Origin of the sequence: Streptomyces tailanensis (assembly GCF_008386495.1) — a bacterium.
GTDB lineage: Bacteria > Actinomycetota > Actinomycetes > Streptomycetales > Streptomycetaceae > Streptomyces > Streptomyces tailanensis.
The window spans coordinates 1-25483 of the sequence record NZ_VTHJ01000026.1 but is presented as its reverse complement, the minus strand read 5'-3'; the positions used below and the strand labels follow the sequence as shown (position 1 = coordinate 25483).

Genomic DNA, 25483 nt, shown 5'->3' with positions numbered 1-25483 from the left:
TCCACGGACACGGCCACCCCGGCACTCCCACTTAACTCCCGCCCCGATGGGGGCAGTCAGGAGCAGTTCAAGCATGTCTGAGAACATCGTTCACCTCCACAAGCCCACCGACCCCCCGGCCGACGGCACGGCGCCGACGGTGCTGACCGTCGTCCCCGACCCCGCGCCGGCGCCGATCGTGCCGCTGTGGGTGCGCTCGGGTCGCGCGGTGAAGCGTGCGGTCACGCATGAGCGGACCGGGGCGACGGTGCGGGCGGTGGCCCGGCATGGGTCCTACACGTTCAACGGCGGGCGGATCGTGGCCCGCCGCACCTGGGACGGCAAGACCGGGGCCCGCTACGAGCGGATGATCCGTGCGGCGGAAGCCGCGGGGAACCTGGAAGCGGCGGAGGAGTGGGAGGAGCGGCTGCAGCGCTTCCGTGCCGCCCGTCACCACCGGCGCATGGATCTGTTGCACTCCCCGGTGGAAGCGGCCAAGGGCGTGGCCGTCGGTGCGGGCATGGGCATCGGTGTCCTGGTCGCGCTCGGGGTCGTGATGGCCGTCAACAACGGCGACATCGGCGACGTCATCACCCCGCTGTCGGCCACCATCGATTTCATCGCCCTGCTGATCCGGATCGTCCAGGTCGTGTGGGGTCCGGCGCTCTCGATCGGTCCGTTCCTCGCGCTGCTCGCGCTATGGTCGGTCGGCCGTAAGCAGCAGGCCGCACCTCAGTGGGCGCTGCCCGCGAACGTCCGGTCGGGCGAGGGGGAGCCGATCACCCCGTCCATCGTCGTCAAGGCCCTGCGCGACCTCGGCGTCCCGGCGCTGCGCAACGCCATCAAGGACATGGGGGACGCCGGCGCCTCCATGCTCGGTCCGATCCGGATCGCCGGATGCGGCATCGAGGTCGACGTGACCTTGCCGTCCGGGGTGTCGACGATCGAGGTGCAGAACCGGCGGCGCAAGCTCGCGGAGAACCTGACCCGGCACGAGCACGAAGTGTTCATCACCATCCCGCAGGCCGCGCGGACGGTGCGGCTGTGGGTGGCCGACTCCGGGGCGCTGGACGAGCCGATCGGGCCGTCTCCGCTGGTCACGGACGAGACGATGACCGCCGACTACGCCAAGGGCCGCGCTCCGTGGGGGCAGGACCTGCGGGGCGACGCCGCGAGCCTGAGCCTGTACCAGCGCCACCTGCTCATCACCGGTCTGTCCAACCAGGGCAAGACCGTCGCCCTGCGCTCCCTCGCGCTGTGGGTCGCGCTGGACAAGTCGGTGCAGTTCCTCATGGGCGACCTCAAGGGCGTGGGTGACTGGGCCATGTTCGACGGCCTGGCCACCACCTTGATCCAGGGCCCCACGGATGAGCACGTGATCCAGGTGACCGAGATGGTGGAGGGTGCGGTGGAGGAGATGAACCGCCGTATCCAGGCCCCGCCCGGCACCGTGTTCCCGCCGCTGATCGTGCTGGTCGACGAGGCGCAGGTGGCGTTCATGTGCCCGGCCGTGGACGAGGACAAGCGCCCGTATGGCGGCTCCAAGGCCAAGTCCCGGTACTTCATGGCCGTCCGTAAGATCCACAATCAGGGGCGTGCGGTGAACGTCCTGATGTGGCAGGGGACGCAGGACCCCACCGACCAGAACCTTCCCAAGCTCGTCCGCGAGGGCGCCCACACCCGCGCCTCCCTCGCGCTCGGCACCGAGTCGCAGGCCCGCATGGCGCTCGGGGACAAGGCCGTCGACGGCGGCGCGGCCCCGAACATGCTGCGGCCCGGCCTGGACCGGGGAACGCTGGTCGTCGCCTCCGACGGCATCGCCATCCCGGCCGGACAGGCGTCCATCACCGTCCGGACGCACTACATCGACGACGATGCGGCCGAAGCCCTCACCGACCGGGCCAAGGCGCTGCGCGACGGCGTCACCACCCTGCACGTGATCGAGCGGGGCGAGGACCGTGACCCGCTCGCCGACATCGCCGGAGTGGTCGGCGACGCGGCGCGGGTGCGCACACAGGACGTCCTCAAGCGGCTCGCGCTGGCGAACGAGGACGCCTACGGCAAGTGGTCGTTCATCGACCTCAAGCGCGTCCTGGACGGCACCGGCGCCGAGCCCTACAAGTCCGACGGCGTCATGGTCATCGGCCGCGACCGCCTCACCCGCGCCCTCGCCAACCGCGACGAGACGGGTTCCGCTTCCACCGCCGAATGAGAGGGAGCCGACCCCGGACGGGTCAGGGAGGCAGGGAGAACTCCCTGAACCCCTCCCTGACCCGCCCCCCTGCACCTGACCTGCACGAATGATCAGCCAGGGAGGCAGGGAGGGGTGCAGGTCAGCACCCCTGAAACCCCCTCCACACGCCTCCCGCAAGGGGGTGCTTCCGCCTCCCTGAACGACTGCGAGAAGGGATTCCGCATGTCGCACCGTGACCCGCCGGGGATCATCGCCCCGCACATACCCGCCGACGACTGGCGCCGCGCCGAAGCCACCGGGGCCCCGGTCGTCATCGTCGTCCAGGCCGCCGACAGCACAAGCATCCCGTGGCACCGCGTCCTGATCGCGTTCGGCGTCGCCGGGGCCGCCGCGTTCGGCACGTGGGGCCTGGTCGTCGCGCTGTGCACGCTGCTCGACGCCACCGCCGACGCTGTCACCGCCATCGCCACCGCCGCCGGACCGATCGGCGTCGGCGGCATCACCTTCCGCCTCGCCCGCTCCAAGGGCGCCTAGCTACGCCAAGGGCGGCCCCCGTCTCACGCCAATGAATCCGGGGCCGCCCTTGCCAACCAGCACCCAACCGAGGAACTGGAGACACCCAGCATGACCTATGCCCCCCGCCCCGCGCTGCTACGCGCGGCACTGGACGCCGCCGCCCGCGACTGGCCTGTCATCCCCCTGCGCCCCCGCAGCAAGGTCCCCGCCCTGCACGGCGAACGCCGATGCCCCCACACCGGCGACTGCACCGGCGGCCACCGCACGTTCGAACAGCGCGCCACCACCGACCCCGCCCGCATCGAACGGTGCTGGGCTTCGGGCCCGTTCAACGTCGGCATCGCCACCGGCCCCGCCGGTCTGCTGGTCGTCGACCTCGACACGCTCAAGCCCACAGACGAAGAGGGCACGCCTGACGGCGCCGCCAACTTCCAAGCGCTCTGCGAGCGCGCCGGACAGACCGTCCCCGCCACCCGCCGCATCCGGACCCCCAGCGGCGGCGAACACCTGTACTTCACCGCCCCGGACGGGGTCCGGTTCACCAACACCACTGGCACGCTCACGCCCAAGGTCGACACCCGCGCATGGGGCGGCCAAGTCGTCGCCCCCGGCAGCACCACCCCACAAGGCCCGTACACCGCACTGGACGACCAACCCGTTGCAAACCTGCCCGAATGGCTCCAAAAGGCCCTGACTGCCCCTCAGAGGCCCGCCACAGTGCCGATTCTGCCCACACTCACCCGCGACACCGACCGGTACGCCACCGCCGTCCTACGACGCGAAGTCGCGGCCGTGGCCACCACGTCCGAGGGCGGACGGCAGGCCGAACTGCTGCGCGCCGTACGGGCGGTGGGCCGGTTCGTGGCGTGGGGGGACCTCGACCGCGCCGACGTGGAAGCGGCTTTTACCTGCGGGGGCGAGTCGGCGGGACTGTCGCCGGCCGAGTGCCGCAACACCATCCGCAAGGCCCTGGACTACTCCATCCGCACCGCCTGGCCCCGGAGGACGGCATGACCGCCCCCTGGCCCCGCCCCGCAGGTAAAAGCACCACACCCACCCCCGACCAGCCGCGCACCGCCGAACCGGCCGCACCACCCACGGCCGTGGGCGAGCCGACAGGCGCCGCCCGTAAGGGCGTCCCCTCTGCTGTTCGCTCTGACCGGCCGGTCGGTGACGGCCGGTACCCCGTGGCGTGGCTGCACATCGTGGCGCCGCGCGGCGCGACCCCCACCGCCACCTCGAAGTGCCAGTGCGGGCGGGACCGCAGCGCCGTCGGCCACCGCCGCGTGCTCGCCCTGATCACCGACCACACCGCCCACCGCGACGCCTGCCCGCTCCGCCACCCGCAGGAAGGGAGGACCGCAGCATGACGGACACCATCGACGGCGCGGCCCTGCTCAACGAGGTCGAAGCCTTCCACCGCCGGTTCAACGTCTTCCCCACCGAAGCCGCCTACGTCGCCGTCACGCTGTGGGACGCCCACGCCCACCTACTCGACTGCTTCGACTCCACCCCCCGCCTCGCCTTCCTCTCCCCGGAACCCGGCTCCGGGAAGTCGCGTGCGCTGGAGATCGTGGAAACCCTCGTGCCACAGCCCATGACGGCCGTCAACGCGTCCGCCGCCGCACTGTTCCGGTCCGTGTCCAACCCCAACGGCCGACCGACGATCCTGTTCGACGAGATCGATACGGTCTTCGGCCCCAAGGCAGGAGACAACGAGGAACTGCGCGGCTTCCTGAACGCCGGGCACCGCCGGACCGGGGTCACCTACCGGTGCATCGGCGACGGCGGCAACCAAACCGTCCAGGCGTTCCCCTCGTACGCGGGGGTCGCTGTCGCTGGACTCGGCAACCTGCCCGACACGATCATGACTCGCTCGGTCGTGATCCGGATGCGCCGCCGGGCCCGAAACGAGCGCATCGAACCCTTCCGGGCCCGCGTCCACGAAGCGGAGGGCCACGCCCTGCGTGACCGGCTCGCCGCGTGGGCGGAGCACGCCCGGGGGTTCGTCATGGGCGCCTGGCCCGACATGCCAGACGGAGTCACCGACCGGCCGGCGGACGTATGGGAACCCCTGCTCGCCATCGCCGACGCGGTCGGCGGCGACTGGCCCGACCGGGCCCGCGCCGCGTGCGTGACGCTGGTGACCGCATCCAAGGCCAACGACAAGGGCAGTGTCGGTATCCGACTGCTGACCGATCTCCGCGACCACGTCATGGTCGGTATCGACCGGCTGCCCACCGTCGCCATCCTGGACCGGCTCAACTCCCTGGACGACGCCCCGTGGGCCGACCTTCACGGCAGGCCACTCGACAACCGGCGCCTGTCGAAGACGCTCGCCGAGTACATGACGGCCGACAACGAGCCCATCGCGTCCCGCAATATCAAAACCGCCGGGAGCGTCCTCAAGGGCTACTACACCGCCGATCTCCGGGACGCGTGGGCCCGCTACTGCCCCCCACCCCCGGAAAGTCCGCTACCTCCGCTACCCGGCACCGAAAACGCGGTCTGACCTGCGCCAACGGGGTAGCGGCAAGCACCGCCGCGAGCCGCTACCCCACCGCTACCCATCCGCTACCGCTACCCCTTCCCGCTACCTCCGACAGGCCCCTGACCTGCACGGTAGCGGCGGTAGCGGAAGTAGCGGACTTCCCAGAAGGGGCCCAGAGCCCCGACACGACGCTTCGGCAAGGAGTCGCACCGTGGCACGCCCACAAATGCTCAAGCTCTGCGAAGTCCTGGAAGAGATCGGCATGAGTCGCGCCGCCTTCTACCGCATGCGCGCCCGGGGGCAGGCGCCCCGCATCCGCAAGCTCCCCAACGGTCAAGTCCGCGTCAGCCGCCGTGACCTCGATGCCTGGTGGGACCGCTGCGAGCTGAGCGCCGCGTAGTTCACACCACCTCACCGAGGGGGCCCGCTGTGGCGGGCCCCCTCGCTCATGGGAGACACATGCTCACGTACGACGTTGACGTCTGGTCCATCCGCAAGCGGTCCGGCCGACCCAAGCCCTTCGAACTGCGTTGGCGCGTCGGTCGCCGTCCCCACTCCAGAAGCTTCAAGCTCAAGACCCAGGCAGATGGCCGCCGTTCCGAACTCATGGCCGCGCTGCGCGACCGCGAGCAGTTCGACGAGACCACCGGTCTGCCCGCGCGTGAACTGGCCGCCCTCAACTCCCCGACCTGGTACGAGCACGCCGTCACGTATGCGCTCATGAAGTGGCCGCGCGCCGCCGCGAAGCACCGGGCCAGCATCGGTGAATCGCTCGCGGTCGTGGTCCCGGCTCTCGTCACGTCGACCCGAGGGGCGCCGAAGAGCAAGACTCTGCGGGCAGCGCTCTACCAGTGGGCGTTCCGCGCGGTGCCAGGCCCCGAAGGAGAGTTGGTCGCTCGCCACGTCGCCGAAGAACCTCCGGCGGACATCCGTGCCGCCCTGACGTGGCTCTCGGAGCACTCAATGCAGGTGAACGCCCTGGAAAACCCGGAGTTGCTCCGCCCCGCCCTGGAAGCGCTCTCCCGCCGAATGGACGGCCGCAAGGCGGCTGAGAACACCTTGCGGCGAAAGCTCATGGTCCTGAGCAACTTCCTGAAGTACACGGTGGAAGAGAAGGGACTGTTGTCCGCCAACCCGCTCACCCGCGTCGACTGGAAGCCACCGGAGACGGACGACGAGATCGATTTCCGGTACGTGCCCGGTCCCATGCTGGCCCGAGCGCTCATCGAGGCCGTACGGGACTCGGGGCCGCGTGGTGAGCACCTGACCGCGTTCTTCGGCTGCCTGTACTACGCCGCTATGCGCCCCGGCGAGATCGTGTCGTTGAAGCGTGCAGACTGCACGTTGCCGCCGGACACCGCCGACTCAGCAGATCAGTGGGGGGAGTTGCTACTCGGGGAGAGCCGTCCGGAAGTGGGCGGCGGCTGGACGGACGACGGCGCGTCGTACGAAGCGCGCGGGCTCAAGCGTCGGGCCCGTGGGGCTACGCGTCCCGTGCCAATTCCGCCGGTCCTGGTGAAGATGCTGCGCGACCACATCGCGATGCACGGGACGGCCCCGGACGGTCGGCTCTTCCGTGCGGCCAGAAGCGGCCGTGTCCGTTCCACCGAGTACTGCGATCTCTGGAGTGCTGCCCGCACCAAAGCCCTGTCCGAGAAGGAAGCGGCCTCCCCGCTCGCGGAAGTGCCCTACTCGCTACGGCACGCCGGCATCTCCCTCTGGATCAAGTCGGGGGTGGACCCCGCAGAGGTCGCGGCGCGGGCCGGGCACAGCATCGCGGTGCTCTACCGGTTCTACGCCAAGATTCTCAAGGGGGATCAAGGGCGCTCTAACCGGCTGATCGCCAAGGGGCTGGCCGACGACGAGTAGCGCGATTCCTGGCCCACAGATGGCCCATACGCACTGGCCAAAGGTGGGATACAGGCGAGTCAGGGTGAGACAGGGTGCATGCGGAAGGGGTGCCGCTCCGGAGAGTGGCACCCCTTCTGACCTGCAAGCTTCTGACCTGCGGCGGTGGGTGTGGGATTTGAACCCACGGTGACATCGCTGCCACGACGGTTTTCAAGACCGTTCCCTTAGGCCGCTCGGGCAACCCACCTCGACCCCGGCCCACCACGGGCGGAGCGGGTACAGCGTACCGGCCCCGGTCCTTTCGCGGGGCCTTCGTTGGTGGTCGTGATCAACGGTCTCTGTGTGCCGTCGTTGCCGACAAGGTTGCCGTCAGAGCGCAGAGCCCTGGGAGCTCAAGCGAGTACCGCTCTCCCGTTGGCGCGAGGCAGCCGACCATTGAAGCCGGCCCACAGGGATGTGGTGAGCGTCACGCATAGGCCCTCAAGATTTTTCTCCGGTCAGACGGGTGCCCAGGACCAGAGGTAGAGCGTCCGGCTCGCCGGGCGGTAGCCCGATCCCCGCTCACTGGGCGTCAGGCACCGACACCTTCCAGCCCGACGATCAGATTGATCCGAATAAAAGGATCTAGTATCTGATCACTGACAAGAAGGGTAAATATCGGGTAAATGGGAAAAAGTAGGGTGCATATCACTACTCCCATGAGGAGCTGCGCCCCATGTCCACAGGAACGCTTCTGGCGATCATCATTCCGATCGTCGTGGTGGTTGCCCTGGCCGCCGTAGCGGTCTCACTGATGATGCGACGCCGTCACCTCCGCGAACGCTTCGGCCCGGAGTACGAACGGACGGTTGAGGGCTCGGACAGCCGGTTCGCCGGCGAGCGTGAGCTCAGGGCCCGCGAGAAGAGGCACGACTCGCTGGAGATCAAACCTCTGCCCCCCGTCTCACGGGATCGCTACACACGTGAGTGGACCAGTGTCCAGGAGGAGTTCGTGGACCGGCCGGAGGACGCCGTGCACGACGCGGACCGGCTGGTGACCTCTTTGATGCACGAGCGCGGATACCCGACCGAGGGGTTCGAGCAGCAGATGAAGGACCTTTCGGTGGAACACGGCCGCACGCTGGAGCACTACCGCGCCGCGCACGAGGTGGAGTCCCTCAGTACGCGCAGCCAGGCGACGACCGAGCAGTTGCGCGGTGCCATGGTCCACTACCGCGCCGTGTTCGACGAGCTGCTCTCTGACGGCGGACGGGCCCAGCCCGCCCCATCCTGACGCCGACACGACCCGGCATGGAGGTACCACCCATGCACAGCAACGAGGAAAAGGACCGCACGACCGCCGGCCTGTCCACCGAGGACCTCGCCCAGCCCTCCGGCACCGCCGAAGTGACACCAGGAGAAACGGAGGAGGCCTCCCCGCAAGCCCCGGTCTACCCGGGTGAGAGCGGCGCGCCCGCCGAGACGGAGAGCCTGGCTGACGAGCCCACCGCCGGTGAACCCGGCAGTGGGGCCGCCGCGCCGGGTACCCCGGGCGCCTCTGACACCGCGGACGAGGAGACTCCGCGGCTGCTGGCGGAAGATGAGGAACAGGGCTTCCGCGACCGTTGGCAGGAGATCCAGAGTCAGTTCGTGGACGAGCCCCGTGAGGCCGTGCACGCCGCCGACACCCTGGTTGCGGACGTCATGCAAACCCTCGCCTCCACCTTCGCCCAGCACAAGAAGGACCTGGAGGGCCAGTGGGGACAGGATGAGCAGGTGGACACGGAGGACCTGCGCGGGGCCCTACGCCGCTACCGGTCGTTCTTCAATCGGCTGCTCGTCACGTGAGACGTGAGATCCCTGGGATCCCGGCTGGCGCCCGCCATCCCAGCTGGCGCCCGCCTGGGCCATCAGAAGGTCAGAAGGGGTGTCCCCCATTGAGGGACACCCCTTCTGACCAGTCGAGACCGTTCAGCTGTCGCCCTCGCGTTCGCCGAGGGTGACCTCGGCTGTCTGGGTCTTGCCGTCGCGGGTGTAGGTCAGGGTGACCTTGTCGCCGGGGAGGTGGGTCCAGATCTCGCCGATGAGGGTGGGGCCGCTGTCGATGACGTGGTCGTCGAGCTTGGTGATGACGTCGCCGGGCTTCAGGCCGGCCTTGTCGGCGGGACCGCCCGCGGTGATCGGGTCCGCGCCGCTCTCGCCCGACTCGGTGATCTTCGCTCCGCCGGTGCCCTCCTCCAGCGAGACCGAGGCGCCGATCACCGGGTACACCGGCTTGCCCGTCTTGATCAGCTGCTGGGCCACGTTCTTGGCCTGGTTGATCGGGATCGCGAAGCCCAGGCCGATGGAGCCCGCCTGGCCGGAGCCGAAGCTGCCGTTACTGGCGGACTGGATGGCCGAGTTGATGCCGATGACGTTGCCCTGGGCGTCGAGGAGCGGGCCACCGGAGTTGCCGGGGTTGATCGACGCGTCGGTCTGCAGGGCGCTCATGTAGGAGGCCTTGCTGCTGGAAGTGCCGTCGCTGGAGGCCACCGGGCGGTTCTTGGCGCTGATGATGCCGGTGGTGACCGTGTTGCTGAGGCCGAAGGGGGCGCCGATCGCGATCGTGGAGTCGCCCACCGCCACCTTGTCCGAGTCGCCGAGAGTCAGCGGCTTGAGGTCCGCCGGGGCGTTCTTCAGCTTGATGACCGCCACGTCGTAGCCCTGCGCGTGGCCTACGACCTCGGCGTCGTACTTCTTGCCGTTCGGGAAGGTGACCGACACCTTGCCGCCCTCGACCGCTTCCGCCACCACGTGGTTGTTGGTGACGATGTGACCTTCCCTGTCGAACACGAAGCCGGTACCCGTACCGCCGTTTCCGTCGCTGCTCGACGCCTCGATCGTGACCGTGCTCGGCAGCGCCGCCTGGGCCACGGCGGCGACCGTACCGGCCGCTCGCTTGACGTCACCGCCGCTCTGCGAGGCCGAAACGGTCGTGGAGCCGGTGGAGTTGTCGTTGCGGTCGGCCAGGGTGTAGCCGAGGCCGCCGCCGATTCCGCCCGCGACCAGCGCGGCCACGATCACCGCCGCGACCAGGCCGCCACGCCTGCCGCCCGCCGGCTTGGGCGCCGGCTGCTGGGCCTGCTGCCAGGAGGAACCCCAGCCGCCGCCGTCCCCGCCGGAACCTCCGGCGCCGCCGTGGTCCCCGTACGAGCCGTCCGCGTACGACGGGACGGCGGGCGGTGCGGGAGGCGGCCAGGCGGCGTCGGGCGCGGAGGATCCGCCGACCGGGCCGGGTGCCTGGCCGTAACCCCCACCGGACCCGGACTCGGAGCCATGCCCCTGCCCCTGGCCCGCGGCGGCCGCGTACCCGGGCGCCCCCGTTGACACGAGATCCGGCTGCGCCTGGGGCTGCTGCGGCTGGTCCGCGACCGTCGGCTGTATCGCCGTGGGCGCCTCCGGCGCGGTCGGCGGGACCGCGGGGATCGGGGCCGTCGGCGCGTTCTCAGCGGTGGTTCCCGCCGGGGCCGCCGGGGCCGGGCTCGGCTCGGGGGCCGGGGCCGGGGCCGGGGCCGGCGCGGAGGCAGCGGGAGTTTCCACCGGCACGGGAGGTGCGGACGGGGCCGGGGGTACCGCGGTGCCCTCGTTCTCGGTGCTCACAGCTCTTCTCCTCGATCCACGGCTGTCACCTGTAGCGGTCGACTCTTCTTGGTTCTTCTTGGTCGCACATGAGGCTGCGCGTGACTTTTGTATGGGGTCAGCTTTTCCCACGAGCCGTCAGGGCACCATAAGCGGTGTCTGTGCGTCCGGGGCCGACCTTTATATAGGATCTATGCGACCAAAGAGGCGTACCGCCCAGATCGCCCTAGCCATGCGTGGCCGTACACCGCCACCGCTCCCACGCATACCCCGCCACGGTGGCACCATGACGCGGTGACCCATGCACGACAGCTCCCGATTCAGGTCGTCGCCCACCGCGGAGCCTCCGAGGACGCCCCCGAGCACACCCTGGCCGCGTACAAGAAGGCGATCGAGGACGGTGCCGACGCCCTCGAATGTGATGTCCGGCTGACCGCGGACGGCCACCTCGTCTGTGTCCACGACCGACGCGTCAACCGTACGTCCAACGGCCGCGGCGCGGTCTCCGCCCTGGAACTCGCTGATCTCGCCGCCCTGGACTTCGGCTCCTGGAAGAACGGCGACGAGGCCCCCGACTGGGAGGTCGCCCCGGAGGACCGCGCCGACACCTCCGTCCTCACCCTTGAACGCCTGCTCGAACTCGTCGCCGACGCGGGCCGCCGGGTGGAGCTGGCCATCGAGACCAAGCACCCCACGCGCTGGGCGGGGCAGGTCGAGGAGCGGCTTCTGGTCCTGCTCAAGCGGTTCGGGCTGGACGCACCGGCGTCGGCCGCCGAGTCGTCGGTACGGATCATGAGCTTCTCGGCGCGGTCACTGCACCGCGTGCGGGCCGCGTCCCCGACGCTGCCGACCGTCTACCTCATGCAGTTCGTCTCGCCCCGCCTGCGCGACGGGCGGCTGCCGACCGGTGTCCGCATCGCGGGCCCCTCCATCAGGATCGTGCGCAACCACCCCGCGTACGTCGAGCGCCTGAAGAAGGCCGGCCACCAGGTGCATGTGTGGACCGTGAACGAACCGGAGGACGTCGACCTCTGCGTCGGCCTGGGCGTCGACGCCATCATCACCAACCGCCCCCGCGCGGTCCTCGACCAACTGGGCCGCTGAGTACGTCGCGGAGCGCCCCGCCCACAACGCGATTCGAACACGCCGCTGTTCACACCCGGGAAGCCCCGCGAACGCCGCCGGGCACGCCACCGGCCCCCACCGACCCCACCGCCGCTGCCGCACGGCGCTCGGCCGGAGGTAAGAATTCCGCCAAGAAGGCTGACCTGAGCCGGAGGAGAAGTCGGCATATTAGGGACGAAATTCAGCCACTTCATTACGGGGAGTGCACCGGCGCGTTCGGTCCGTACTCGAACGCTTGGAGTGCGTCAGAGCACGCATCCCGGCCGGTTTCCAGTCCAGTCCAATGGGGCATTCACACCGTGGCGTGGGGCGAAGGAGGTCTCGGGGGTGGCGTTGGTGGTGGCACAGGAGGTGCCCACGTCGTCGAGCATGGCCGTACCCCATGGCCCTGCGGGCGTGGGGGAAGCAAGGCATCGCATGCGCGACCAGCTACGCGACAGCGGTGTGGCGGAATCGGTCATCGACGACGCCCTACTGATCCTTTCCGAACTGCTCAGCAATGCCTGCAAGCACGGCAGGCCCCTGGGCGACGCCTTCGCCGGCGACGGTGACGTGCGCTGCGCCTGGCGCGTGGACCCCTCGGGGCGGCTCACGGTCGAGGTGACGGACGGCGGTGGTCCGACCCGCCCGGTTCCGTCCACGCCCTCGGTCACCGCCCACGGCGGCCGTGGGCTCAACATCGTCACCGCACTGGCCGACGACTGGGGCGTACGGGACGACGCCCGCGGCGAGGTCACCGTCTGGGTCGTCGTCCAGGACGACGTACGCCACACCCACCGCCGCGACGACTTCGCCACCCGTATCACCGCACCGTCGGTCTCCACGATCCCCGACTTCGCCGACGCGTTCGATGACCTGGACTGACCGAGCGAGGCCGACGGCCGAAGCCACACACCTGAGGCCGACGGCCGGGGCGGCGCGCCCGGGACCGGCGCCACCGGCCCGGCGGCGGAAGCCGCGCCCACCGGCCATGACCGCCGGAGCCGAAACCACCGGCCGACGGTGACCTGAACGGGCGCACCGAGTTCGGCACGCCCGGGTCGGCGCACGCGCCGAGGCCAGCCGCTCCTCGCTCTGCTCGCGGCCCCGCTGCCGCTCCCGGCCTCCTGCCGGGCGGCACCGAGGAGTTCCTCGGCCTCGCGGCGGCGCCCGGCCGCCTCCTCCCAGCGTCTCCGATGCCTCCGGCTTCAGCCGCTCCGCCTCGGACGCGGCCTCCGACCGCAGTCGTACGGCGATGACCTCGCCCTCGGCCCGGGACACGAACGCCCCCTCATCCAGGTGTTGAACAACCCGGCCCGAACCGCCGGTTCCGGGACGACTCGGTGCGTTGTCCACAGGGGTCCCGTCGGGCGTCGTACGAGGGACTAGGCTCGCGCCAGTACGAGACGAGCCGTGATCGGGAGACACCCACGATGGCCAAGAAGCGACCCCATACGAAGGCCAAGCGCCCCCAGGGCACCGGTGGAGTCGGCGCCGCAGGCGCCGATGGGCAGGTTCCGGTTGTCGGCGCGCGCGAACAGTGCCCCTGCGGCAGCGGCCGCCGCTACAAGGCCTGTCACGGCCGGGCCGCCGCGCAGGCGGTGACAGAGCTGGTGCACCGCCCCTTCGAGGGGCTGCCCGGCGAGTGCGACTGGGTCGCGCTGCGCGAGCTGGTGCCCGCCGCCACCGTCGAGCTGCAGCTGAGGGACCCGCTCCCCGAGGGCGTCCCCTCGGTCACGCTCGCCACCGTCCTGCCGATGGCCTGGCCCGCGCTGCGCCGCGACGACGGCTCGGTGCTGATCGGCCTGCAGAACGACACGGCCTCCGGCGACATCAGCCGCGACCTCGCCGACACCCTCCAGCGCGCGCTCGCCGCCGAGCCGGGCACCCCGGTGCAGGGCCGGCGCGCCCCGGCCGACGGTCCGCGACTGCAGGATCTGCTCGACCCCGAAGGCACGTTCGAGCCAGTTGTGCACTCGGGGTTCGAGTTCTGGGTTCCGGACCCGGAGAACGCGACTCCGGAGGTGACCGCCTCCCTGGAGCGGGCCAACTCGGCGGCCATCCCGACCGTGAAGCTCTCGGGCGTGGACGCGGCGTACTGGTGCGAGACCCCCGAGAAGAACCACCTGCGGTGGGTCATGCCGCATCCGGAGGAGCGGCTTCTGGACGCTCTCGCGCGGCTGCACGCGGCGGGCCGTTCCAGCCTGGGTGAGGGCACCCGTCTGGTGGGCTCCTTCCGTGCTCACGGGCTCACGGTGCCGGTCTGGGACCTCCCCAGCGGGGTCGGCGCGGACGACGTCGAGAAGCCCGCGGCCGAGTTCGCCGAGCGTCTCGCCGCCGCCCTGGCCGACGAGTCCCCGCTCACCGCGGACGAGCGTCGGGCGCGCGGTGGACTCACCAACCGGCAGGTCACGCTCAGCTGACACAGAGTCGCGGGCCGACCGGACGGTCAGGACGGCCCGCTGATCGAGTGCGTTCGGATTGTGGTGACTCCTGTCACAACTTCCCTACGTGGCAGGCAAATTCGTGTCCGAATAGCCGAGATCGAATTTGCGAACCGCCGATCTCTTGTTACGGTTTCATTAGCCCGGTTGCTGGTGCATCCCCCGTCGCCAGCAACCGGGTCTTTTCATGCCCGGGTTCCGCGGCCCCCGCGCTGTACGGAACCCCGCTCGGCGTCAACCGCCTTACGAGGGGCCCGAGTTGCTCCCTGAGCGCAGCAGCAGCGGTCCTCTCCCATCGGGCGCCGCGAACTCCGCCACGGCCGTGTACGCCCCCATCTCGCCCCGCGTGCGCTCCCTCGGTGTCTCGCACGCCCCCGGCTCGTCCTCCGCGCCCACGACGCAGTGCATGCGTACGGTGCGGTCGCCGGGGCCCATCATGCTGAGGACCGAACTCAGCTCCCGTCCGGTCGCGTTGCGGTAGTACGTGCGTGCCCACGTTTCCTCACCCTGCGTGAGGACACACGTCTGCGCCTCGATGCCGTCGGGGGAGGTGAGTTCGGGTCCGCAGCGGGTGGCGGTGGCGAGTCCGAGGCCGAGCAGCGGGTGCGAGCGGGCCGGGTCCCCCGCGTCCTGACCGTCGCTCGTCTTGCCGTCGGCCCCTTCACCCTCGGCCGTGCCACCGAGGCCCAGCTCATCGGCGACTCCACCGACGTCGGCGCGTTCGGAAGTGCGTGACGTGTGGGACGTACGGCGGGCCGTGGCGTCGTCCGCGTCGCCGATCGGTACGGCGGACGCGACGAGCGGCAGGCCCAGCGCGACCGCCACCGCGACGACCAGCCCCGCCAGCCGAAGCCTGCGCGGATCCGGCCTGTCCGACTTGTCCGGCCTACGGTGCCCGTGTGGATCCGGCCCGCCGTGCCCACTCGCATCCGGCCCCCCACGCGGCCGCTTCGGTGCTCGGTGGCTCCGGTGGTGCGAGGGAGTGCTGTGGCGGCCGCGCGGTGGCGGGGCCCCGTGGCCCCCGGGAAGACGCTGCATGTGCGGAAGATAACGACCGACCGGGGGCGCCCGACCCCGCCCGCGCCGGGCGCGCTCAGAACTCGGGCGCGCTCACACCCGTACGAGTGAGGGCTTCGATGACCGCGTCCACCACGGCCTCGACGTCGGGGACCCAGGGCGCGGCCGAGCCGGGCAGCGGCGCGCGCTCCCAGCGGATCAGGCCGTGACCGGTCTCGGAGGGAGGCAGGGCGAGATAGCCGCCCTCGCCGTGGAAGCGGAGGGAGCCGGGGACGAAGTCCTTGGCGTAGAGCAGCTCGCCCAACTGCTCCATGGAGTACGGCGCGACGAGGATCGCCCAGCGGTGCGGGGCGGCGACGACGGGGCCGAGGCGCATCCCGGTGCGGTCGAGCGCGGCGAGGGCACGGGAAGCGGCGAGGGCCGGCAGGCTCACGGCGCAGGGGGCCTTGCCGCCGGTGGCCAGCACGATGGGCGCGGTGGGCCGGTTGGTCCACCACCAGCGGACCATGCGCTCATCCGTGGTGGCGGCGAGCAGGCCGGGGTCGAAGGGGTGAGCGCCGGGCACCACGCACTCCGGGTCCGGGCAGCCGCAGCGGGCGCGCCCCTGCGGGTCCGGCGCCACACCCGGGAGTACGGGCCACTGCCATTCCGTCGCGAACGTCAGGGCCTGCTCGAGCAGCTCGGGCCTCCCGCCGTTGCGCTTGGACAGGAGCCTGCGTCGCCTTCCGGGAATCTCGCGCATGAGCGCTCGTCCTTTCCGTTGCACGCATGGCAACACTGTGGGTCACATCACAACATGTGTCGTTCACTGCACTGTGCGTACCTACTGGCGCATCACACCCCTGTCGCGGACAAGGGAGCCCCGACGACGAAGGGAAGCCCGGGAAGTAAGGGGCACCCCTGGGGGTCGAACTCTGGCTACGTCCGCGTCCATCGCTTGCGCTTGCGTCTGCGTCGACTTGCGTCTGTCAAAAGCATGGGCATGGCGTGGGGTGGCGGCGCCCTGGCGTTTCGCCGTCTCGCATGTGCTCGCCGCCTCCGCCACGGGAGGATGGGGCTCGGTCGTCGGTGGATAGGACGCCCGGCTCAGTCACCAGGTTCCGGGTGGCTTCCGCCGCCCCTGGCCTTCACCGGGTACGTACCCATCACGACCGCTGTGACGCTCTGTTGAACAAGGCCAGTCGACCTCAATACACCGCTTCCCACAACACTTTTAAGCCAACTTTGCTTTTTTCAAAGGGCTGGACAATAAACCGACAGACGTCCAACAGCACCTCACGGACACCAGATATCCCAGCAGGACAATGCTGGACATCCCCTCACGAGTGCGTGTACATGTGGAGACACTGCTAGCGGCGCAGAATGACATGGGGGTTTGCGATGCTTTTGAGCAATACGCACCGGTCGGAAAGCCGGACACCATGAACGCCCCTCACCCTCCGAAAGTGGCTGGAATCGATTCAACGGTTCCCTCCCCCGCACACACTGTCGCGCCGACGTCTGCCGCCCCGGGCGCCCCATCGGCCACTGCTGTCACAGGTTCGGGTGCCCCCGGACCGGGCACCGCCCCCGGAGCCGTTCTCCAGGACAGACTGGCGGGCTGGGTCTCCGACCTCACGACACTGCACGAACTCATCGAGCGGCTGACCCGCACGAACTCACTCGACAGCGCCCTCGACGAAGCACTGCGCGCCGGAGCCGCCCTCGTCGGCGCCCGGCGCGGTCTCGTCGTACTGGAGCCGGGGGACGGACTCGGCCCGGACCGGACCATCGGGCTCGGCCTCGGCCGCGCCGACCTCGGTCACATGGAGACCGTGCCGCGCAGCTCCCTGCCGTACGGGCGCATCCTCGACGGGCTGCCGGGCGGTGACGGCGAGATCGCCCAGCCCGATCTGTTCGCCGAGGACGGACTCGACCCCCGCCACCGCGAGGTCGCCGCCCGGCTCGGATACGCGGCGAGCTACGCGCTGCCCCTGTCCACCGAGGGCTCCACCAGGGGCTCCACCGAGGGCGCGGGCCGCATCGGCGCCGCCGTATGGCTGTACGACGAACCCGCCGAGCCGGTCGAGCGGCAGCGTCACCTCGTCGGGCTGTACGCGCGCCACGCCGCCGAGCACCTGGCACGGCTCGTCGAGGTCGAGCGCACGCGCGCGTGCATGGCGACCATCGCCGAGGAACTGCTCCCCTCCCGGCTGCCCCGGGTCGCCGGCGTCCAGCTCGCCGCCCGGCACCGCACCGGGCCGCGCGGCGGCGGTGACTGGTACGACGCGCTGCCGCTGCCCGACGCAGCGCTCGGCCTCGCGGTCGGCTCGGTGACCGGGTCGGGGCCCAGCGCGATCGCCGCGATGGGACGGCTCCGGGCTTCCCTGCGCGCGTACGCCGTGATGGAGGGCGAGGATCCGGTCGCCGTTCTGTCCGACCTGGAGCTGCTGCTGCGCCTGACCGAGCCCGCCCGCAGCGCGACGGCCCTCTTCGCCTACGTCGAGCCCGCGCTGCGCAAGCTCACGCTCGCCGGGGCCGGGCACAGCCCGCCGCTGGTGATCGGCGCGCGGCGCACGGAGTACGTGGAGACGTCCCTGTCGGCGCCGCTCGGCATGCTCGCCTGCTGGGAGGCGCCCAGCGTCGAGTTCACCGCCGGGCCGGGAGAAACCGTCCTGCTCTACACCGACGGCCTCCTCCAGCGCACCGGCGAGCCCGTCGACCGTGCCTTCGCCCGCCTCCACGCGGCGGCGGCCGGCGTGCCCCGCTCCCTGCGCACCGACCCCGGCGCGATCGCCGACCACGTGCTGCGCGCCATGCTCCCGGACGAGCGGGACGTGGGGGTCCCTCCCGGTCGAGCGAAGCCGAGTCTGGGGGAGGGTGGCGCGGAGGACGTGGTGCTGCTGGCGGCACGCTTCGAGTGACCTCCCCATGACTACCCGATGACCACCGGTAAGTGGTCCCGCGGCCCTGGGCCCCGCCCCGTACGACCGTACGATGGGCGGGGTCCAGTGCCGTACCTAGGAGGATGACCGTGGCGGACGAGCTCGAGCCGGCGACCCCGGAGAACGAGGCCACCGAAGCCGAGGAGCCCATCAAGCAGCGCAAGAACGGCCTGTACCCGGGCGTGTCCGACGAGCTGGCCGAGAACATGAAGTCCGGCTGGGCCGACACCGAGCTGCACGATCTGCAGCCGATCGCCCAGGCCGCCGAGACCGCCGCCCGCCGCGCCGCGCTCTCCGCGCGCTTCCCCGGCGAGCGCCTGGTGATCCCCTCCGGCAACCTCAAGACCCGCTCGAACGACACCGAGTACCCCTTCCGGGCGTCGGTCGAGTACGCGTACCTCACCGGCAACCAGACCGAGGACGGCGTCCTGGTCCTGGAGCCCGCGGGTGAGGGCCACGAGGCGACGATCTACCTGCTGCCGCGCTCCGACCGCGAGAACGGCGAGTTCTGGCTGTCCGGCCAGGGCGAGCTGTGGGTCGGCCGCCGGCACTCGCTGACCGAGGCGGAGAAGCTGTACGGCATCCCGGCCGCCGATGTGCGCGAACTGGCCGACAAGCTGCGCGAGGCCACCGGCCCCATCCGGGTCGTACGCGGGTACGACGCGGGCATCGAGGCCGCGCTCACCGACAAGGTCACCGGTGAGCGCGACGACGAGCTGCGGGTCTTCCTCTCCGAGGCACGGCTGGTCAAGGACGAGTTCGAGATCGGCGAGCTGCAGAAGGCGGTCGACTCGACAGTGCGCGGCTTCGAGGACGTCGTACGCGTGCTCGACAAGGCCGAGGCGACCTCGGAGCGCTATATCGAGGGAACGTTCTTCCTGCGGGCCCGCGTCGAGGGCAACGATGTCGGCTACGGCTCCATCTGCGCCGCCGGCCCGCACGCCTGCACGCTGCACTGGGTCCGCAACGACGGCCCGGTGCGCTCGGGTGACCTGCTTCTGCTCGACGCGGGCGTCGAGACCCACACGTACTACACCGCCGACGTCACGCGCACGCTGCCGATCAACGGCAGGTACAGCGAGATCCAGAAGAAGATCTACGACGCCGTGTACGACGCCCAGGAGGCCGGCATCGCGGCGGTCAAGCCCGGTGGCAAGTACCGCGACTTCCACGACGCGGCCCAGCGGGTGCTGGCCGGGCGGCTGGTGGAGTGGGGGCTCGTGGAAGGGCCCGTGGAGCGCGTGCTGGAGCTGGGGTTGCAGCGGCGGTGGACGCTGCACGGCACCGGGCACATGCTCGGCATGGACGTCCACGACTGCGCGGCGGCGCGGGTGGAGGCGTACGTCGACGGGACGTTGGAGCCGGGGATGGTGCTGACCGTCGAGCCCGGGCTGTACTTCCAGGCGGACGACCTGACCGTGCCCGAGGAGTACCGGGGGATCGGCGTCCGGATCGAGGACGACATCCTGGTGACGGAGGAGGGGAACCGGAACCTCAGCGCTGCGCTGCCTCGGCGGTCGGGGGAGGTTGAGGCTTGGATGGCGGGGCTCACGGGCTGAGTGCGTTCGGGCTGCCTGGGGTTTTCGCCCCCGCCGCCCCTACCCGTCCCTCCCCCATCCAGGGGCTGCGCCCCTTCGACCCCCTTGGGTGCGTTGTCGGGTGCGGGTCGTGTGTGGTTGCTCGCGCAGTTCCCCGCGCCCCTTAAAAGACCGGGGGCGCCCCCGGTTTACAGGGCGTCCGCGAATAGTGCTCCTGCCAGCAGGGAGCCGCTGCCTCTGGGTTTCCACCCCCGGTCCTGGAGATCGGTGTCGAGTGCGGTGAGGGCCTCGCGGCCGGCCTCCGTCGTCGTACCGCCCGCGTCCAGGACAGCGCGGGCGCCGGACTGGACGTGGCGGAGGCCATGGGGGCCGGCCGAGTAGAGGAGCTCGGTGTCCTGGAGGGTGGACATGACCGTCAGGAGGGCGTCGAGGCGGGCGTACGGCTCCGGCGTGCCGGCGGAGCGGGCCCTGGCCAGGACGTCGAGTGCCCGGCGTACATGGGGGAATCCGGCCCGGGCCTCACCCCGGGCACCGGCCGCCCCGTACTTCGCGGAGACCGAGGACCCCCGGGAAGGGCGCCTGGGCGCCCGGCGGTCGGGGTGGGCGGCGATCCGCTTCGCGGTGGCGGCCAGTTCGCGCCCGCGCGCGCCCGGCTCCAGCGCCGCCGCGGCGACCAGGAGCCCGAGCACCCAGGTGGCGCCACGATGACCGCCCCCGGCGAGCTGTACCGAGTGCTCGGTGGAACGCCCTATCGCTCCGAGTTCGGCCCTGAGTTCGGGCGTCGGGGCGCCGTTGCGGCGGGCGCAGGCCGCCATGGCCGCGAGGCCGGGTATCAGTGCCTTCGCCGACCAGCGCAAGGCCCGGTGGTCCTGCCGGGTGACCCGCGCGTCGAGGTCGCGCGGGTCGGGCAGACCGGGTTTGGGGGTCAGTTCCAGCTGCCATGTCAGCGCGGCCACCGCGGCCTGCGCGAGCGTCTCGTCCTCGCGGCTGCTCATCGGCGTACCTTACGAGGCCGAGGCCGACGTGGAGGCGGATGCGCTGTCGGTCGCGGCGTCCGTCGGAGCATCCGCCGGGGGCTCGCCGGACGGGGGCGTACCGCCCTCGCCGCCACCGCCGCCGCCGGCGCCGGTGTTCTCGGCGTCGGGGTCGATGCCGAGGATGAGGAAGCCCTTGTAGCCCCGGGCCGGGTTGCCCGTCTTCACGGCCTTGAGGGTGAGCAGGCCACTGGAGGCACCGCCGCCGTCGTAGACCATGTCGTTGTCGAGGGTGGTGTAGCTGCCGGAGTGCTGGGAGTAGGGCTCGAGCGTGAAGATCTCCTGGGCGATCTCGTCGTCGAAGAAGAACTGGCCGGTGTAGTTGACCTTGCCGCCCTCGTAGGTGCCGTCCTCCTTCTCGCCGCCGGTGTGCACCTTCACGTGGATGTGGCAGGTGCGCGGGGTGTACCAACCGGGGAAGATCGTCTCGAACTTGACGACCCCGTTGGCGTTGGCGATCTGGTAGCCGCGGAGGTACGTGTTGTCGTCGGCGGTCGAGCCGTCCTCGCTCTCGGCCGGTGCCGAGCCGCCGGGGTTGGCGGTGGTGTAGCCGGAGTAGTAACCCCAGGCGTCGCAGTGCCAGATCTCCACGGCCGCGCCGGGCACCGGCGTACAGCCGTCGGTGGCATCCACGACGGTCAGCCGCAGCGTCAGCGGAACGCCGCTCTTGCCTTCGGTGATGTCCTTCCTGACGAGCGCGTTATCGAGGTAATACGGCCCCTCGGTGACGCTCGTCATCAACGTCATGCACTCACTACTGCTGCTGCTCGTCGCCGACGCCGTGGCCGTCGCCGCGGCGGTGCCCGTCGTCTCATCCGCGAACGCGGCCTGATACCCCCCGACCGCCAGCCCACCGGCCGCGACCGTACCCCCGGTCACCGCGAGCGCCCGGCGCCGAGTGATCGTTTTGCTCTTGTGCTTTGCCTGGTTTCCCGTCATGCCGCCGACGCTATGGACGCACTCCGTCAGCGGGCTGGGGTGTGGCTGTGAGGGCGCTGAGAGTGCTGAGAACCCTGAAGCCTCGCTCGGATTCGTAGCGGCGGATGCCTGCGGCAGGAACCGATGCCTCTGGGTACGGCGCCCATGTCGGCAAGCCCCAACAGAACGTTACGGAGAGTGATAGGAATCCGAAGACTCCCCCTGGTGGCCGAACCGGGTTCCGTGCGGGTTCAGACGGGGCACCCGAAGGGCTTTCGGGGGCAGCGATTCAACGTGAGGGCATGCGCTTCGTGGGCTACGGGCGCGAGCCTCACACCGTCTCCCACCCGACACTCAGCGAGGTCAACTACGCGTATTGCAATAGCAGTTGACTAGGCACTTCTCTGCCTCGGTAATGATTTGGCAAAAAAACCCAGCCCCTTCGACGGGTTGGCAATCCTCGTGACCGGCGGGTTGACCAGGGGGCAATGCGGTGGCCTCAACTTTGACGGTGACGAAAGGCGCGGGCACTCACCTGCGGGTGTGACGTGCCTCACGTTTATCCCTCAAAGTGCCGTGGAGGCCACACTGCTACTCAGCTCCGTGGAGCTATGGTCTGGTCGCAATCAGCGGCCGGCTGGCATCTGATGCCGCTTTATGTCGTCGGCCACTACACGTTCATGATCGTCCCTCAGTAGGCACCCTCGCCCAGCCGGTGCTATCCAATGCCAAGGCACCACAGCCGAAGAACAGTGGGAAAACAGCTGAGGTCAATAACGAAGGGCTTCGAGCGACTCATCTCGGCAAAGATCCCTCGCCCAAAGCCCTTCCGCTCCTCCCAATCAACCGGTGTCCAGTTCAGTAGAGGAACGCGATGAATCGTAGTGATGTCCGCCAAGCCGCGCGAGGAGCGCTGGGCGACTTGGCCCTTACGTTCCTATCCATCGCCGCCCTGGTCGGTGGGGTCTACGGCGTAGCAGCCGGTGCATGGTGGCTGGTCCATCTGAATGGGGTGATGGCGGCCGGGCACCTCGGGGCACTGCTTTTGCTGAGGGTCTTCTGGCAGCTACGGAAACGCGTCGTGGCTCGCCACGCGGCGCGTGCGCAGCTCTGGAGGGCCCAACAGTTGGACCTGACCGCGATGCGCAGAGCGATCCGAGCGGAGCACGTGAGGCTCGGCCTGCGCGTTACGGAGTGGGCTGCTGTGCTGTCTACCGTGGTGGCCGTTGCATTCGCCGTGTACTGCCTGCTCGTTGTACGCAATGGCGCTGCTGCTGGAGCGGCCTTCGGCGCGGCGACCGCCGCCTTCGAGGGGCACAGGATGCTCGAAAAGCAGCGACCTGTGCCACAGGTCTGACTCACCGGCCCGCTCGCGGCAGGCAAACGGGCGGGAAGTCTGTGGCCGTCGCAAACCTGTCACTCGGGCGTGAACTCGTACTGCAACTCGTAGAGGTGTCCTGCCTTCACCATGACCGTCGCCTCGATGGGGCGGTCGTGGTCGCTGTACACGACGCGGAGGGTGCGCAGCACCGGCAGACTGCTGGGGAGGTTCAGCGCCTGGTACTGGTCCTGGGTGGGGATCCTGGCGGAGACACGGTCGACGCTGAGGCGGGGCGGGTAGCCGAGTTCGGCCAGAAGCGCGGGGGTTCCGCCCTTGATCCTGCGGCGTACCGTCATCGCCGTACCGCGGGCGATGTCCAACGGGTAGTACGACCTGACGAGTTCGACTGGCTCATCGTCGATGGAGAGGATCTGGCTGCGGAGCAGGGCCGGCCCATCATCCGGTAGGCCGAGAGCGGTACGGACGTCGGCGGGCGGCCGGCTCTCCGCGACGTCGAGGAGCGTGCTGCGGGTGCTGCTCCCGCGCTTCGCCGCCTCCGTGAGCCAGCGATACGGCTCTCCGGGCGCGGCCGGTGTCATGAAGGAGGCCGGCCGCATGGTCCGCTGCCGATGTTCCCGGACGGTGACCGCGGCTCCCGCCCGCCCGACCACCAGGCGTTCGTCCTTGAGGAGTTGCAGGGCCTTCTGCACCGTAGCGTTGGAGGCGTCGAAGCGGGCCTTGAGGTGAATGGTGGACGGCAGCTTGGCCCCTGGCGGAAGCTCGCCGCTCATGATGTCGTCCCGCAGGTCGGCTGCGATCCGCTCGTGCAGCGAACGGCGGTCGGGGGCGTCGGGCTCGGCCTTGGGCACGGTCATCCTCTCCCGTTCGCCAGGTCGATCTCATAGCGCAGCCGCTGTCGCAGGGCGGGCATCACCATGCGGTCTACCTGGATCGGCCGTTCGTCACGGTCCAGAGTCACCCTCGTCAGCCGCAGCACCGGCTCGTGCGGGGCGGTCCGCAAGGCCTCCTGCTCCTCCTCACTCGGCACGTCGGCCGTCACGTCCTCGCGGACGAGGGCGCCGACGTACCCGAGTTCGGCGAGCAGCGTGACGGCTCCGCCGCGAATCTTGGCCGTTCCCGCCAGCCCGGTACCCCGGGCAATGTCGGCAGGGTAGTAGGTGTCGGTCAGTTCGTTGGGCTGGTCATCGAGGAGGATCACGCGACGGCGTACGACGACCGGCTCCCCCTCCGCAAGCCCGAACAGCCGCGCCACCTCGGCGGGGGCGGGCACCTCACCGGCGAACACGATCCGCTGAGTACCCCTGCGGCCCTGGGCTGCCGCATCGGCGCCCCAGGCATCTCCGTGGCCCTTCTCCCACGGCGTCAGATACGGCATCGAGGTGCTGGTCCACCTGTTCGCGCTCATGACGTCCTCTCCCTGTGACCGACGGTGCAGCCTTGCTGGTTTACACGGTAAGCGACTTGGCGAGGCATCCCAGCAAAAATCTCTCTACTATTCACGAATAGCGATAAGCTAGCCTCGCACTGGACGCTCCAGTGCCATCGAGACCCATGAAAAGACGTGAAACCCCCGCGACGGGAGCAAGCCGTCCGGGGGCGCGGACACCAGCCGAACCTGGAACGGAGCTGATGACATGACCGACCTTATCCGCAGCCTCACCGCCTGGCTGAGCCTGCTGCCCAAGCCGCGCGGCAGACACCGTGCCGCCGCATTCCACCCGCGCCCCACGTTCACCGCTCCACCCCCTCCGCCCTGCACCCCGCTCCCCGCGCACCGGTCTCCGTACGGACTGCACGAGGAGTTCGACGGCGCCGCCACCATCGCCGTACGTCCCTACGTCACCGTCCACGAACAACGCCAGCGGCGGCGGGAGTTGGCCATGGCCACGATGGGGCTGGACATGCCCGGGTCGTGCTGGATTCACGGGGTGGAGGTCGCCTGATGGGAAACGAGGAGGCGGCAGTACCAGAACCGCCGCGTGAGGCACGCCTGTTGCCCTGGTCCGACGTCGAGGACAAGCCCTGCTTCTTGGTCAGCGACGAACAGGGTGGGCCGGTGACACGCCTGGCCGACGCCACCGAGTCCATCCAGCTCGGCATGGGTGCGGAACTCATCGGGCACGCCCGGGACATGCTTCCGGGCGCCCCGCCCGGCGAACTCCGCTTCCTCGCCGAGCGCTTGACCGAGGCGCTCAGTGATGCCCTCCGGGTCGCCGAGAGCCGAGGGCGACGGCTGCGGCAGCTGAACTGAGTCGGCACTCGGTATTTGGCAGTTCCGTCTCATCTGGCCCAGCGGCACGCCTCGTTTCACAGCGTGTCGCCGAGACGGATCTGCCAGAAGGCGCCTGCGGGCTCAATTCGCCGGCCGGGTGCGCGGGGCAGGGCTCGGTTCAGCCCTGCCCCTCGCCGCCGACCGCGGCTTCGTACGCGAGCAGCGTGTCGACGAAGAACTGCCGCTGATCCGGAACTAGGGCCTGTTCTGAGTTGAGATCACGGGAGGGCTGGCAGGCTGCGTAGCCAGAGGATGGAGCCGC

Annotated in this window: 24 protein-coding genes and 1 tRNA gene; 17 read left to right on the top strand and 8 right to left on the bottom strand. The window is 70.2% G+C overall.

The genetic code is table 11. From position 1 onward, the window contains the following. Positions 1-73 precede the first annotated feature (73 nt). The 7 genes from F3T56_RS21675 to F3T56_RS21645 all read left to right on the top strand — a co-directional run bounded on the left by F3T56_RS21675 (position 74) and on the right by F3T56_RS21645 (position 7049). Positions 74-2191 carry an FtsK/SpoIIIE domain-containing protein gene (locus tag F3T56_RS21675; RefSeq protein ID WP_149826910.1) on the top strand — a complete coding sequence of 706 codons (2118 nt, stop codon included), beginning with the start codon at positions 74-76 and terminating at the stop codon, positions 2189-2191. A gap of 204 nt (positions 2192-2395) precedes the next feature. Further along, entirely contained in the window at positions 2396-2707 is a 312-nt protein-coding gene (locus F3T56_RS21670; RefSeq protein WP_149826909.1) for a hypothetical protein, read from the top strand. A gap of 90 nt (positions 2708-2797) precedes the next feature. Further along, positions 2798-3703: a bifunctional DNA primase/polymerase gene (locus F3T56_RS21665; protein WP_149826907.1), complete on the top strand. Its 906-nt coding sequence runs from the start codon at positions 2798-2800 to the stop codon at positions 3701-3703. Further along, positions 3700-4059 (top strand): hypothetical protein, encoded by a 360-nt coding sequence (locus F3T56_RS48020; RefSeq protein WP_246203745.1) that lies wholly within the window; start codon positions 3700-3702, stop codon positions 4057-4059. The genes F3T56_RS21665 and F3T56_RS48020 overlap by 4 nt, the downstream gene beginning before the upstream one ends. Next, entirely contained in the window at positions 4056-5201 is a 1146-nt protein-coding gene (locus tag F3T56_RS21655) for a DUF3631 domain-containing protein (RefSeq protein ID WP_149826905.1), read from the top strand. The genes F3T56_RS48020 and F3T56_RS21655 overlap by 4 nt, the downstream gene beginning before the upstream one ends. A gap of 190 nt (positions 5202-5391) precedes the next feature. Beyond that, positions 5392-5580, top strand: coding sequence for a helix-turn-helix transcriptional regulator (locus F3T56_RS21650; RefSeq protein WP_149826903.1), 189 nt, complete (start codon positions 5392-5394; stop codon positions 5578-5580). 59 nt (positions 5581-5639) lie between these two features. Then, on the top strand, positions 5640-7049 hold the full coding sequence (locus F3T56_RS21645) for a tyrosine-type recombinase/integrase (RefSeq protein WP_149826901.1): 1410 nt from the start codon (positions 5640-5642) through the stop codon (positions 7047-7049). Between the two features lie 142 nt (positions 7050-7191). On the opposite strand, the gene F3T56_RS21640 is transcribed toward F3T56_RS21645, so the two are convergent. Continuing rightward, a tRNA-Ser gene (locus F3T56_RS21640) sits at positions 7192-7278 on the bottom strand. Between the two features lie 468 nt (positions 7279-7746). Here F3T56_RS21640 and F3T56_RS21635 point away from each other — a divergent pair. Both F3T56_RS21635 and F3T56_RS21630 read left to right on the top strand, forming a co-directional pair. Further along, positions 7747-8304, top strand: coding sequence for a hypothetical protein (locus F3T56_RS21635; RefSeq protein WP_149826899.1), 558 nt, complete (start codon positions 7747-7749; stop codon positions 8302-8304). A gap of 32 nt (positions 8305-8336) precedes the next feature. Then, positions 8337-8858 (top strand): hypothetical protein, encoded by a 522-nt coding sequence (locus tag F3T56_RS21630; RefSeq protein WP_149826897.1) that lies wholly within the window; start codon positions 8337-8339, stop codon positions 8856-8858. Positions 8859-8981: 123 nt separating this feature from the next. Here the strand turns inward: F3T56_RS21630 and F3T56_RS21625 are convergent, their stop codons facing one another. Next, on the bottom strand, positions 8982-10649 hold the full coding sequence (locus F3T56_RS21625; protein WP_149826895.1) for a S1C family serine protease: 1668 nt from the start codon (positions 10647-10649) through the stop codon (positions 8982-8984). 273 nt (positions 10650-10922) lie between these two features. Here F3T56_RS21625 and F3T56_RS21615 point away from each other — a divergent pair, with 273 nt between their 5' ends. From F3T56_RS21615 to F3T56_RS21600, 3 genes are all read left to right on the top strand, one after another. Next, on the top strand, positions 10923-11732 hold the full coding sequence (locus tag F3T56_RS21615) for a glycerophosphodiester phosphodiesterase (RefSeq protein WP_149826893.1): 810 nt from the start codon (positions 10923-10925) through the stop codon (positions 11730-11732). Between the two features lie 261 nt (positions 11733-11993). Further along, entirely contained in the window at positions 11994-12617 is a 624-nt protein-coding gene (locus F3T56_RS21610; protein WP_149826891.1) for an ATP-binding protein, read from the top strand. Between the two features lie 548 nt (positions 12618-13165). Further along, a complete protein-coding gene (locus F3T56_RS21600) occupies positions 13166-14155 on the top strand; it encodes a DUF5926 family protein (RefSeq protein WP_149826889.1) in 990 nt (329 codons plus the stop codon). A 264-nt stretch (positions 14156-14419) separates the two neighbouring features. Here the strand turns inward: F3T56_RS21600 and F3T56_RS21595 are convergent, their stop codons facing one another. Together F3T56_RS21595 and F3T56_RS21590 are read right to left on the bottom strand one after the other, a co-directional pair. Then, complete coding sequence (locus tag F3T56_RS21595; protein WP_172639063.1) at positions 14420-15001, bottom strand: hypothetical protein; 582 nt, start codon at positions 14999-15001, stop codon at positions 14420-14422. A gap of 268 nt (positions 15002-15269) precedes the next feature. Then, a complete protein-coding gene (locus F3T56_RS21590; protein WP_149826887.1) occupies positions 15270-15935 on the bottom strand; it encodes a bifunctional DNA primase/polymerase in 666 nt (221 codons plus the stop codon). Between the two features lie 562 nt (positions 15936-16497). Between F3T56_RS21590 and F3T56_RS21585 the strand changes: the two genes are divergently transcribed. Together F3T56_RS21585 and F3T56_RS21580 are read left to right on the top strand one after the other, a co-directional pair. Then, on the top strand, positions 16498-18096 hold the full coding sequence (locus F3T56_RS21585) for a PP2C family protein-serine/threonine phosphatase (RefSeq protein WP_149826885.1): 1599 nt from the start codon (positions 16498-16500) through the stop codon (positions 18094-18096). A gap of 104 nt (positions 18097-18200) precedes the next feature. Next, positions 18201-19676, top strand: coding sequence for an aminopeptidase P family protein (locus F3T56_RS21580; RefSeq protein ID WP_149826884.1), 1476 nt, complete (start codon positions 18201-18203; stop codon positions 19674-19676). A 167-nt stretch (positions 19677-19843) separates the two neighbouring features. On the opposite strand, the gene F3T56_RS21575 is transcribed toward F3T56_RS21580, so the two are convergent. Then, positions 19844-20650 (bottom strand): triphosphoribosyl-dephospho-CoA synthase, encoded by an 807-nt coding sequence (locus F3T56_RS21575; protein ID WP_149826882.1) that lies wholly within the window; start codon positions 20648-20650, stop codon positions 19844-19846. 9 nt (positions 20651-20659) lie between these two features. Beyond that, on the bottom strand, positions 20660-21628 hold the full coding sequence (locus F3T56_RS21570; protein ID WP_172639062.1) for an intradiol ring-cleavage dioxygenase: 969 nt from the start codon (positions 21626-21628) through the stop codon (positions 20660-20662). Positions 21629-22529: 901 nt separating this feature from the next. On the opposite strand from F3T56_RS21570, the gene F3T56_RS21565 reads away from it, so the two are divergent. Next, entirely contained in the window at positions 22530-22964 is a 435-nt protein-coding gene (locus tag F3T56_RS21565; protein ID WP_149826880.1) for a hypothetical protein, read from the top strand. A 59-nt stretch (positions 22965-23023) separates the two neighbouring features. Here the strand turns inward: F3T56_RS21565 and F3T56_RS21560 are convergent, their stop codons facing one another. Together F3T56_RS21560 and F3T56_RS21555 are read right to left on the bottom strand one after the other, a co-directional pair. Then, positions 23024-23803, bottom strand: coding sequence for a GntR family transcriptional regulator (locus tag F3T56_RS21560; RefSeq protein WP_149826878.1), 780 nt, complete (start codon positions 23801-23803; stop codon positions 23024-23026). Then, complete coding sequence (locus F3T56_RS21555; protein ID WP_149826876.1) at positions 23800-24354, bottom strand: GntR family transcriptional regulator; 555 nt, start codon at positions 24352-24354, stop codon at positions 23800-23802. Before F3T56_RS21555 ends, F3T56_RS21560 begins: the two co-directional genes overlap by 4 nt. A 229-nt stretch (positions 24355-24583) precedes the next feature. Between F3T56_RS21555 and F3T56_RS21550 the strand changes: the two genes are divergently transcribed. Then, positions 24584-24892, top strand: coding sequence for a hypothetical protein (locus tag F3T56_RS21550; protein WP_149826875.1), 309 nt, complete (start codon positions 24584-24586; stop codon positions 24890-24892). Then, positions 24892-25200: a hypothetical protein gene (locus F3T56_RS21545; RefSeq protein ID WP_149826873.1), complete on the top strand. Its 309-nt coding sequence runs from the start codon at positions 24892-24894 to the stop codon at positions 25198-25200. Before F3T56_RS21550 ends, F3T56_RS21545 begins: the two co-directional genes overlap by 1 nt. Positions 25201-25483 lie beyond the last annotated feature (283 nt).